General features: G+C 69.0%; 4 protein-coding genes. All 4 read right to left on the reverse strand.

Annotated elements, in window-relative coordinates:
* Nucleotides 1-6: 6 nt before the first annotated feature.
* Nucleotides 7-7,296, reverse strand: coding sequence for a SpvB/TcaC N-terminal domain-containing protein (locus tag ACGWYJ_RS31925; RefSeq protein ID WP_395110158.1), 7,290 nt, complete (start codon nucleotides 7,294-7,296; stop codon nucleotides 7-9).
* 198 nt (nucleotides 7,297-7,494) lie between these two features.
* The gene (locus tag ACGWYJ_RS31930) at nucleotides 7,495-8,025 is read right to left on the reverse strand and encodes a nuclear transport factor 2 family protein (RefSeq protein WP_395110159.1); all 531 of its coding nucleotides are present in this window, start codon (nucleotides 8,023-8,025) and stop codon (nucleotides 7,495-7,497) included.
* A gap of 97 nt (nucleotides 8,026-8,122) precedes the next feature.
* Nucleotides 8,123-10,813 carry an AAA family ATPase gene (locus ACGWYJ_RS31935; RefSeq protein ID WP_395110160.1) on the reverse strand — a complete coding sequence of 897 codons (2,691 nt, stop codon included), beginning with the start codon at nucleotides 10,811-10,813 and terminating at the stop codon, nucleotides 8,123-8,125.
* A gap of 257 nt (nucleotides 10,814-11,070) precedes the next feature.
* Nucleotides 11,071-12,276: a phosphoribosyltransferase gene (locus tag ACGWYJ_RS31940; RefSeq protein WP_395110161.1), complete on the reverse strand. Its 1,206-nt coding sequence runs from the start codon at nucleotides 12,274-12,276 to the stop codon at nucleotides 11,071-11,073.
* Between the last annotated feature and the right edge of the window lie 9 nt (nucleotides 12,277-12,285).

Here is a 12,285-nt window from a genome sequence, read left to right on the forward strand (position 1 = left end):
GTCTGGCTACGGGGCCGCTGGGACTGGTTGTCGGGATGCGGACGGGGCGGTTCGTGTGAACTCGTCTTTATGGGCGGTCGCCTCGATGGGAGCCTTGGCGGCATAGTTGGCGCCCCAGCCCAATATTCCCTTGCTCAGGGGATCGAGCGCTGGGTCGAACAACAGGCCGCCGACAGACATGTTGCGCGGGCGGATATCGTTGAGAAGTGTCCCCATGCGGTAGGTGCCGCGGCCAAAGCCCGACCAGAATTTTTGGGTGAACCAACCAGAGGTTGTCATGGCCTTACCGGCGTCCTTGGTAAAGATCATGCCCTCGCTGACGAAGTGCGGTACCGCGAGATCACCCAGTTTCTTCAACCCCTGCTCTTGCGCCTCGAGTGCCGCCGTTGCCCAGCTCTTCATCAGGCTGCCGGACTCGGGCAGGGGCCGTTTCACGAACCAACCCTCGGCCGCGAGCAGTTGAGTCCGGGGCAATCCGGGGAGTGTCCGCCACGCTTCGGGTGATGCCTTCGCCGCATACTCTCGTGCGGCGGCCGCGGACGCCTCGGCCGCGACCAGGGGTGCCGCCTCGGCCGCGGCATGCGGTGCTGCCTTGGCCGTGACCGCTACGGCTTCCTTGGCGAGGAGGCGCGCGCCGCCGCGAACCACCAGCTTCCCAACACCCATGACAAGCGACTTCACGAGAAAGACATCGCTGATGGCGAGAAGCCCCCAGAGCGTTCCTCGGACGTAGTTGCCTTGCTGGAAATGATTCACTGATTCTCGTCCGGAACCCCAGATAGGTATGAGACTCTCCCAAAATCCCGGCTCGCCGACGGATTGACGCGTGGTCATGGGCGGCGACGTTGAAACCTCCGGGCGAGATTGCTGGGTTTCCTCTTCAAGGGGAGGCGCGACCGGCTCGTTCCCGGATGAGTCGATGAATCTAACGGGATTGGTATCTGCGTATGCATAAAGATTCGCCCTTTCGGGGCTCTGGACCGGGTCGGGGGCGGTCCAGCGGGTTTGGTGGGGGGCGTAGTAGCGGGCGCCGTGGTAGGAGAGACCGTTTTCGGGGTCGTGTTCCTTGCCGGTGTAGCGGTAACGCTTTGGGGTTTCGGTGCCTGAGCGGACGGCCTGGTAGGACGTCGTGCCGTAGGGGTGGAACTCTTCGCGAGTGATGATCTGGGCGGCGGCGTCGAGTTCGAGGAAGGCTGAGCCGAGGTGGTCGGGAAGCTGGTAGCGGGCGAGGCGGGCGGCTCCGCGGTCGTGGCCGGACGTCCTGGTCTCGACGAGGGCGACCAACTGCTGGCCCGCGAGGACGTGAAGCGTCTCGCGTTCCAGGGTGACGTTCCCGGCGTGGTCGTACTCGCGGTGGATCTCGAACGCGCCGAGGTAGAGGCGTTCGGACCTGCGGCCGCCGGAGACGGCGTGGTCGGTGGCCTTGCGTACGCGCTGCCCGGAGGCGTCGTAGAAGTAATGGGTGAGAGGGCCGTCCGGGGTACGGGAGGTGGCGGCCAACTCGTCCTTGTGGTTCCAGCGCATGGTGGGCAGCCCCGGCATGGCTGTCAGGTTGCCGTGCTGGTCGTGCGCGTAGCTTCCGCTCGGGCCGGTGCCGACCTGGGTGGAGGTGAGCCGGTTGCCGGTGTGCGCCGGGTTGAGGCGGCTCGGGTCGGTGTAGCGGTAGGCGCGGGTCCAGCCCGGGACGGCGGGGTCCGCAGGGCGGTGCGTCAGTTCCAGGATGTTGCCTACAGGGTCATAGGCGTAGCGCTCGGTGTGGCGGGCCATGGCATTGCCGTCGCCTGGGTGGGGCAGGCCGATGCGGAGCGCCTCGGTCTGGCCCTGGTGCTCGCGTCCGGTGGCCTTGATCAGGCGGTAGAGGGCGTCGTAGAGGTACTCGGCGCTGGGGTCGACGCGCTGGTTGCGGAAGAAGACGGTCTGCTGGGCGGCGTCGGTGATGTGGGTGACGTTGCCGGACGGGTCGTAGGTGTAGCGGAGGTCCTGGAGAGCCTCGTTTCCGCGGACGGTCCGCAGGGAGGCCAGGCGGAAGGTCAGCGGTTCGTACGTGAACGTCGTTCGGGTCCCGTTGCCATAGACGCAGAGGGTGCGCTGGCCGCGCGCGTTGTAGTCGAGGTCGGCGATGAAGGTGGTCGCGGTGGACGCGCCGCAAAGTCTGGCCTCGACGCGTTCGATGAGGCTGGCCTCGTTGTAGAGGGGCAGGACGACGCTGCCGTCCGGGGAGGTCAGGGCCGCCGGGCGGTTCAGCGCGTCGTAGCGGGTGTCGCCGGTGTAGTGGCGGCGTTCCAGGACGACCGGTTGGGACCAGTCCGGGACGGTGGTGTGGTCCTGCGGGAGGTGGCGGCGGGAACGCAGTAGGTTCCCTTTGAAGTCGAATGCGACATTGGTCGCGACGCCGGCACCGTCGTAGGTCTTCCAGACGCGGCCGCGCAGGTTCAGGCGAATGGCGCCGGGGGCGGCCTCGCCGTACACGGTACGTTCGCGCAACGATTCCCGGCCTTCGTGATGAACGAACACGCGGGTCGGGCGGCGCAGCGCGTCATATTCGGTGCGGAACCGCATGCCGCGGTCGTTCCAGGTGAGCACCGGCTTGCCCGTGACGTCCGACAGGATGAGCCGCTCGCCCGCGTCCATGCTGGCCCGCCGGACGGCTGTGGCGAGCATGTCATGGTCATCGCGCGTGATGGTCCGGCCGAGCGCGTCGACGACCGCGCGCGCGTTGCCCTCGATGTCGAGGACGGTGCGGGTCAGGTACGTCTCGTCGGTGTCGCCGGTGCGGTTGTGCGCGGCGCTGAGGAACGTCCGGCCGAGGGAGTCGAGCCAGACGCGGGCAGGGGCGCGCGCGTGCGCTGCGGCCTTGCGGGCGGCGTCGCGCTGCTCGGGGCCGAGGGAGCCGTCGTCGCGGTGGGAGTGCCAGCTTCGCCAGCCCGGACCCAGGTGGGGACGCAGGAGGCCGCCGACGTCCGGGTCTTCGCGCGGATCGTCCAGGACGGTGTCGTTGACATCCCAGGCAGTCTGGGACCAGGGATCGAAGACGACCTTCTCCCATGTCGCGTCGGGATGCAGAGTCGCCACGACGCGTTCGACAGGGTCGTAGCAGAGGATCGAGCCCACACCCGCGACGGCGTCCGGCTCGTACCCCGGGGTCGCGCTGAAGAACGGCTCGTACTGGCGGACGGCCTTGCCCTTGTTGTTGTAGACGGTCCATCCGGTGCCGGCCCAGCGTTCGGTGACGTCCGGGCCCCCCTCGGCGACAGGCCCGGGTTCCGCCTGCGCCTTCCGCTGGATTTCCCGCCCGAACCCATCAGAGTAGGTGCGGCCGATCTGGATGCGGGTGTGCTCGTCGGCGTGGGATTCGCGGGACAGCGCGGTGACGCTCGCGGGACTCGGCTGCGGCTCGTCCCGCGTACGCAGGTAGGCGAACAGGTCGTGGACGAGGCGGGTCGTCGCGGCTGCGAGCATGTCGCGCGGGGACGCGGTGCCGTCGGCGTCGGGGTCGAAGCCGGTGAGGGTGTCGCCTGCGTGCTCGCCGGGCTTGCCCATCACGGCGGTGCCGGTGACGAGGCCGAGCGCGTCGGAGGCGACCTCCGTGCGGTTGCGGTTGGTGTCCATGACGAGCCGGGGCCGCATGAGCCGGTAGTCGATTCCGGTGACCGTCACGGTGCCGTCACTGTCGTGCTCGCCGGCGGTGACGAGGTTGCCGAGCGGGTCGCGGGTCTGCTGGGGGAGCAGGTCGTAGCGGTCATGGGCGACGGTGCTGACGGCGCCGAACGGGTCGCTGAAGCGTTGGGGGAGGAAGAAGTGGCGTCGGGCGTAGGACTCGTCGTCGCCGTTCTGGGCGGGGGAGTAGAGCACGCGCCCGCTTGGAGACCACCAGCCGCCGTCGTGGTGGACGTATCCGGCCGCACGCAGGTCGGCGGCGGTGATCCGGTCGCCGTGCAGCGCGGCGGTGAGGCCGTCGGGCAGGGCGAGCCGGTAGGTCTCGTCCGGCAGGCCGAGGGGTTCCAGTACGCCGGGTGGGAGCGGGCCGGTGAGGTCGTCGCGGCGGTAGACGGTCCGCTGGTGGTCGATGAGTCGCCGGGACGGTCCTGGGGGTGTCCGGTCCCATTCCTGATAGGGAAGCGTCGCGGTGCAGGCGGCGATCTGTGATGCGAGGTCGTCGAAGGTGAACCGTCCATCGAGGGGCAGGCCGCGCAGTTCGTACACGCGGGTCTCGGACGGACTCGGAGCCCGGTAGTCGTCCGGCTCCTCGACCGCGTTGGTATGGCTGTTCTCTGTGAGGGTCACGTGGGTGCGGTGCTGTTCGGCGCGTTGACGGGCGTCCAGGTCCGGGTCGGGGATTCGCCGCCCGTACCCGATGGACGCCTGGGTGAGCACGTTGCCGAAGTCGTCCACGGAGAGCACCAGCTCGTGCCCGATTCTGGGGTCGTCGCGCATCCGGCCACCGGACGGGTAACGGGCGCGTTCGTAATGGGCGGTCAGGGTCTCGCGCGGGTGGACGTGGAAAACGGCGTGTGTGCCTGCGCCGGACGCGGGCTGCAGCAGTTCGATCGTGTAGTTGCGTTCGGTGACGGTGTAGGGGCGTCCGGCGGCCTCACCGCCGTCGCATCCGTACACTTCCTGCCTCAGCACCGAGCCCTTCAGCGCGCGATACGCCTCGCGGGTCTCCGCCGCCGAAAGCTCCCACGGCACGGGGCCGCCCGGCCGCCGAGCCGCCGTCGGAAGGACGGTGTCGTCCAGGTCCAGATCGTCGCAGTAGTACTCGTGGGCGTGCTGCCGGGTGACGCGCTGGCCATCCGTGGCGGCGCCGGTGTGGTACCAGGTGCGCGTCAGTGCGGGGGCAGCGTGGACGACCGGGTCCGCGCCGGTGGCGGCGAACTCCTCGGCGTCCCACTGTTCGACCATGGCGAAGCCCCGGAACTCGCGTTCCGGGCCGTCGAAGTAGCCGTGGTGGTAGGCGTAGCGGGTGACGAGGCGGTTGCCACTGACATGGTCGATCGTCTCCACCTGCTCGACCACGTGGACGGGGAAGGGCAGTCGGGTCCGCCAGGGTCGCCCGGATGCGGCGTCGGTCAGGTAGAAGCGGGTGGAGGGCGCGTACGAGACGCGGGTCTCGGCGCCGAGGTTGTTGCGGACCCCGGTCAGCAGGTGCGGCTTCCGCCCGCCCATGAGGTCGATGTACCGCAGTGGCGTCCCCGCCGGGCCGGGCAGCGGCGACGACCAGACCAGGCAGCCGGTGCCGGTGCCGAGCAGGTCCACCGTGGTGACGCGCGACAGGCTGTCCGCGAGGGGGAAGGCGCAAGGGAGGCGGTGGGGGCCGGTCCAGGCGTTGCCGTTGCGGTTGAAGTGGACGCGGGCGCCGTCGCGTCCGAGGTAGACGATGTCGCTGGTGCCGGAGTCGTCGATGTCCAGGAGGCGGAGGCGGCGCGGGTCGAACTGGTCCGGCTCGTCCAGCCACGGGGAATCGTCCATGGTCACCTTGGCGTCGAACCGCCCGTGGCCGAGGTTCGGCCAGTAGCAGACCTCACCGTTGCGGACGCGGACGAGATCGGGAAGCCGGTCGCCGGACATGTCGGCCAGGAAGACCGCCTCGGTGGCGTCGGCCCCGGCCAGGCGCGGCCCTTCGTCCTCGTCCACCGGGGCGGCGACCCTGCGGGCCGGGCCGAAACCGTCCTCGGCCAGGGAGGGATACCAGGCGACGGACTCGTCGGTCGCGATCATGACATCGGCGTGGCCGTCGCCGGTCAGGTCGGTGAGCCGGAGACCCGGAGCGGACCAGTCGATCCGTGCGGTGGACGGGAACGGCCGGAAGCCCGCCCAGCCGTTCCCGCCGGCGCGCTCGTAGAAGCCGGGGACGGCGCCCCCCAGATCCACGAGGTCCGGCTCGCCGTCGCCGGCAAGGTCGAGGAATCGCTGTGCCTGGGGCGTGGCCGTCGCGGGAATGGCCGGCAGGACGTTCATGGGGCCGAGCCGTCCGCCGCCGAGGTTGGGCTTGTAGTACCAGGCGCCGCCCTGCCGGGTGACGACCCCGGACAGCCCCTCACCGTTCAGGTCGAGCCACTGGTAGGACGCGCCGTCCACCCCGTACGGAAGGTTCCGCGCGCTCTCGGCGTCGAGGGTCCGTACGTGCCGGTCGAGGACAGGCTCGCTGTAGGTGAATTCGAGCGGCGGCAGGGACTTGGCCACGTAGCCATGGACGCCGTTAGGGCGCCGCCGGTACCCGGTCTGCCGGACGGACGCGATGAACGAGCCGGTCGGGCTGACGCCGGGCGCACGGTACAGCAGATCGGTGGACCGCACGAGGCAGTCCTTCCCGACGCCGTCCTCGCCGGGGAAATGGTGGAACATCAGCACGCGTCGCAGCAGGCGGTAGGTCCGTACCTCGAAGCCGGAGCGGTAGGACGAGAACGGGTCGGGCCGGCACGGCCATCGGCGCGACTCGGCCGGCCTGGGAACGCACTCGTCGTGCTCGCCGTAGTCGAAGACGACCTCGAAGTGCCAGCCGGTGCGGGACAGGTCCGGTTCGACGAGAGCCGAGACCCTGTTGCCGTATCTGATCGTCTTCAGGTAGCGGGTGGCCGCCCGGTCCGCCGCGGTCCGGTTCGACTCGTGCGCGGCCGTCTCGTCGACACCCGCCCCGTCCTCGGCCTTGTAGCCGTAGACGACGGCGTTGCCGAGACCGTCGCGGCTCTCGCAGATCAGCCAGGTGAACACGCGGGACGGGTCGGTGGGATCGGCGATCCGGCTCAAGGGCGTCCGGCCGTACCAGGTGGTGACGTTGTCGCGGGTGATCGAACGCCAGTGGACGTCGCCGGAGCCGGTGTCGATCCACCGTTCGATCCGCGCGAACGCCGTCTCGATCCGGGGCCGGTACCGCCGGACCTCGTACGCGCGCCCGGCCTCCTCTCGCCGCACGGTCCCGTCCATCGGCACCAGGTCCTCGGCGCCGGAGAGCAGGAACGTGTCGCCGTCCCCGTAGCGGGGCAACCCCCGGTCGGTCGTGCGGCTGATCGTGGGCAGCGACAGGTGCCAGCCGAACCCGCACATCCCGTTCCCGGCGCCGGAATCGTACGCAAGGGCGAGGGAAGGGCCGAACCCGGAGCGGCCGGGGCTGGTCATGATGGGGACCGAAACGGTTCCGGTGCCCGTGACGGGATTGGCGGAGAACTTCTCTCCGATGCCGCGGACCGCCCCGCCACCCTTCGGGAGGGTGATGGAGGAAGGCGGCGGGTCCGGCGTGGCCTGGACGTTCTGGGGTGGAGCCGGCTGGGGTGGAGCCGGTCTTTCCTGCGGGGGCATGTCGCTGCCTCCCAAAGTCGTCCAGTTCGGATTCGGGCCTTGCCGGGACGTATCGCTCGGTGCCTCCCGGGAAGCCCGTTACGGACGCTAGCCCGATGCGGTGTCCGGGGCCTCAGGGTGCGGCCCGGGGATGCCCCTAGGGCCGAGCCGGCCTCGACCAGGATCGGGACAGGGGCGGGCAGCACGTAGTGGGCGCGGTCATGGTGCGAGCCTCGTCACCTGCCAGGCCAGGCAGCGCCAGCGCTCGTCTTCGAGGACGAGAACATGGAGGTTGCGGAACCGTCCTTTCACCGCGTGATCGATCCGCGATCGATCGCGGGTGGTGACGATGCTGCGCACGACACCGAAGATCGGATACCGGCGGCTCCATGCGCCGACCACGTCGAGCTCCCGGTGCAGCCGCAGATCACGTGGCGAGGCGAGCTCGTCCAAGAACTCCTCCCGGGTCTGCTCGATTCCTCCGGCGCGCGTGACTCCCACGCAGGACTCCGACAGGACCCGATCAGCTGTGTTCCGGTCGCGGTGGTTCTCCGCCTCGACGAGCTGACGTACCGGCTCGACGAGGTCACGCGGCGGTTCGGGGCGGCTCTCCCCTTGGGCCGGGGGCGGCTCGAGGAGGCGGATCAGTTCCAGCCAGCCGCTGAAGGACTCGGCGGAATTCCGGTCTTCCAGGGTCACCTGGCCGTGGATACCGTCGGGACCCGGATACAGGTCCAGAACAAAGCGCATGCGGCCTCCCCTGTTTCCGGCTCCGCCACACATGATCGCCGCGTACCGGGCCGCGCACCTCGGGGAGGAGCCCGGGGAAAACCCTCACCACAGCCGATTACGGCAACTCCTCGGCAGTGACGCGGGCGGTGAGCTCGGCGCGGTTGGTGACGCCCAGCTTGGCGAAGACATGGCCGAGGTGATATTCGACCGTCTTGACGCTGAGCAACAGCTCCCTGGCCACCTGCTGGTTGCTCTTCCCGGTGGCGACGAGCCTCGTCACCGCGAGTTCCCGTGCGGTCAGGTTCCATCGGCGGCGTGTGCCGCCTGTTGCCTCGCCGCACGCGGCCAGCTCACGTCCGCATCGTTCCAGATACGGGCGGGCGTGAAGAGCACTGAAGACCGTGTGGGCGTCCTTCAGCCGTTCCGCGGCCTCGTTGCGCGAACCGTGACGCCGCAAGAAACATCCGTAATCCAGATCGAGCCGCGCATTGTCGAACGGGACGTCCGAACGGCGGGCATGGCGGCGACCGCCTTCGAAGGCATCCATCGCGGCGGCGAAGTCCTCGCGCGCGGCCAGCACATTGGCCTTTGCCCTCAGCGCCCGCACCAGCGACATGGGGTTTCCGCGCGCCAGCGCCGACTGCTCGAACGGCTCCAGCACGGCTTCAGCCCGGCCTAATTCCCCCACCGCGATCTGGGCATCGCTGAGCAGGTCGCGCCAGTCCAACAGGCCCGGCTCGTCGATACCGCCTCGCCCCTCCAGCTCCAGCAGCGGAAGGAGAACACGCCCCACACGCTCCGGGTCGCCCCGCGAGGTCGCCAGCCACGCTTCGGCGACGGCGACGAAGAACCTGGAGGCGAGGATCTCCCCGGCCATCCGCCACCCCTCGGCGACATGATTTTCGGCGGCATCCCAGTCCCCACGCTTGGCGGGAACGAGGGCGGCCAGCGCCCGCGCTCCACCGGCCATCCAGACCTGGTCTCCCTCCTCGGCGAGCACGGTGGAGATCTCGCCGTGGACGAGCGCGTCGTCCCAGCGACCCAGCAGGTGCAGCGCGTTGCCCACGTGAGCGTGCGCGACCACGCGTTGGAACGCTGAGAGCTGTTCGGGGTTTCGGAGCAGGGCGGTCAGGTCGGAGACCGCTCCGGCCAGGTCGCCGGTCCAGGCTCGGACGGTGCCTCGGCCGACCAGCAGATCACGGTCCGCCGCGCTTTCCGCAGCCGGGTACGGGAGGTGCTCCGTGCTCTCCAGGGCCTTGTCCGGGAATCCCATGGCGGCCAGAGCCAGGATCTGCACGCCGCGGACGATTCCGGTGTCGAATCCGGAGACGGGACCGGTGAGCGCACGTTCGGCCCAAACGGTGGCCTCCTCCGGGTCGGAGCCCATCATCGTCAGCATGGCGAGTTGCTCGGCCGTGCGGACGGCAAGCGTCGGCTCGGCCGCGGCGTCGGTCCGGTTCCACGCCTCGACCAGCAGCTGGGTCGCCTCGCGACTCCGGCCTGCGATCTGGGCCAGTATCCCGTACGCGAAACAGCGGACCTCGTGCGGGCAATCGCCGGGCAGCCGTCGTGCCAGTTCGGTCGCCTCCTGAACCCGGCCCGCATGAGCCAGCGTGCCCACCGCCTCACCGGCGAGCCGGGAGCGCCGCGCCCCATCGCGGACGAGACGAGAGGCCTGCACCAGGTGCGTACCGGCGCTGGACCACAGGCCGGTGCGCTGTTCCTCCTCTGCGAAGGCGGCCAACTCTGCCGCGAGCCCAGGGGCCGGCCCCACCGCGGCGCGCACCCGATGATGCAGTCGTTCAACATCACTCGTCGCCAGTTCGGCGGCCCGAAGATGCAGCCGGTGCCGGATGGCAACCCCCAGCCCCTGGTAGATGGCCGCCTGGATCAACGGATGCGGGAACGCGGCGCACATGCCGAATCCGCTGACCCTTTCCTCGAGCAAACCCGCCTCCGCCGCTTCATCGAGAGCCGCCAGCGGCTCCACATCGCAAAGCGCACCGATCTGGTCGACCCGGCACGGCGCGGGGAGCACGCTGGTCGCGCCCACGAAGTCGCGGGTCGCCGGTCCGCACGCGGCGAACCTCGCCGGGATCAGCGAGGCATACTCGCGCGGAGCCGGAAGCGGGCGGACGAGATCGTTCAGGGCGTCGGCCGGCAGGCTCCTCATCAGCTCCCGAGCATGCAGGGGATTGCCATCGGTGAACGACCACAGCCGATCCGCCGCCGCGCCGCTCAGCGCCGGACCACCGCGCAGCCGCCCGAAAAGCCGCAGATCGGCGGCGCGGAGCCCACCGAGCCGCAGGTGGGCCGTGCGCCCATCGTCAAGCAGTTTGTGCAGCCCGGTCGGGAGCACGGCATCCGCGATCTCCCGCACGATCACGATCGCCAGGACCCGATCCGCGCGCAGGCGACGAAGCGCGAAGGTCACCGCCTTCAGTGACGGTAGGTCGGCCCACTGCACATCGTCGAGCACGACCGCGATCGGTCCGCCGTCCTGGAGCCGCCCCAGCAATTCCAGCAACCCGGCACCCGCGGTGATCGAGTCATGGTCGGCCGGACACGTTTCCCCGGTGAGTTGCGCCAGGACACCGTACGGAAGCCCCATCTCGTTCTCGTCCCCGCTGGCACTGAGCGTGGACACCTCCGGGTGGTCGGCCAGAAACCGCCGTACCAAGGTCGTCTTGCCGACACCGGCCACTCCGGCGACCAGCACGAGGCGCGGTGCACCGGACCGAACTTGCCGGCAGACCTCACCCAACCGATCAAGCTCGGCCGAGCGCCCTACGAAGGTCGTCGCCATCCCTTCATCGTCGGTGCAATGCGTCCCGGCGGCCAGGGAGTGGCCCCGACCGGCCCAGCCGGAATCAAGGCATCCGGGACTGTGGATGAGAGTGTCGCCCCATGTCACTTGTTCGTTGGCTCACTTGGTCGGAGGATTATCGCCCTGATGACGGCGTCGGCCAGGGCACGGGCCCGGTCCCGGTTCAGGTCGATGCGCCGGGCCCCGTCGTGGGTGAATTGGCGGATGTCCGCTAGTTCATCTGGTTCGTACGATCTTTAGGTGCTCTTGGTGGTCCGAGGAGCCTTGTGTGCGCACGGCGGTTCCGATGCGCTGATGGTGCATGTCGCCGTGAGGCCGAGGATCTGCCGCGCTCGCGCATTTCGCAACGCTGTGGACGCTGCCCGCAACTTCGCGCCGGACCGGTAGACGTCATCGATGAGAATGATCCGCTTCCCCTCTGCGGTCGAGGGCTCTTCCACGGTGAGTTGAGGTGGATCTCCAGGTCGATCCGCTTGGATCTCGATCATCTTGACGAGAGACTTGTTCGTCCTGTTTGCCACGGCGTTGGCAAGGCGAACGCTGTAGCTGCCGGGAACCGCGGCCATGGCATCGGCCTTCTGATATTCCGGATGAAGTTCAACGACGGTTGCGAGTCGATCTGCCAGGCTCTCGTGGGCGGCTGTCGGCTCGACGGCGGACCGCGAACGCTGAGGCCCGTACTTGGCCAGCACCACCTGCGCACCGATGTCGGTCAGCTGTAGTTCTTCGCGTCTTTGGGTCTCGCTGATCGGACGAGCATATCGGTGATAGTCAAGGGCGATGATGGCACCTGTCGCGTCGTCTTGCGGGCCCACGATGACCAGGCTTCCCAGTTGTCGTACGACTTCTTCAAGGGCGTCCCAGGAGAACCTGTTGTCGCCGAGTTCCGGGTACGAACCTGGCGGGCGTTCAGCGGGTTGCGCGTCAGGCTTCCCGCTGGGTGACCGCACGCGTGTAACAAGTTCGGATTCGTCGAGTCGAATCCTGAGGTCGCCGTCCAGGCCGAGCGCCGCGCGCAACATGTACAGCCGCCTCCGAGCCCTGCTCAGGTCGGTGTAGGCCCAATTCCTGCTCACGGTCACCGAGGTTTGATCGACGATCTCCTTGATCTCCTGGCGGTAGCTGTCGGCCCTGCGATGTGCGTCCGTCCGGCCCGCGTGGACGAGCGCGGTGTAGATCAACGATCTCGATCGCCCCGACCTCGTGAACACGGTGGCCAGGCACAGCGCCTCGAAGAGCTGTCGACGGCGTCGCGTCGAGCGCCGGTTGCGCCCCTTCGGGAATTGGCCGGCCTGCACTTTCATCGCTACGGCGGCAGCGGCAGCGGCGTTCTCGCCTTGCAAGTCGATCAGCAACTGTTGTCGCCCTCGCGCGGCGTATTGTTGGAGGCCGATCGCGATTCCTGCGATCGCTATCAGCGATGGTACGAGCCAATCGAACATACCGATCCC

Origin of the sequence: Actinomadura sp. SCN-SB, assembly GCF_043906805.1 — a bacterium.
GTDB lineage: Bacteria > Actinomycetota > Actinomycetes > Streptosporangiales > Streptosporangiaceae > Spirillospora.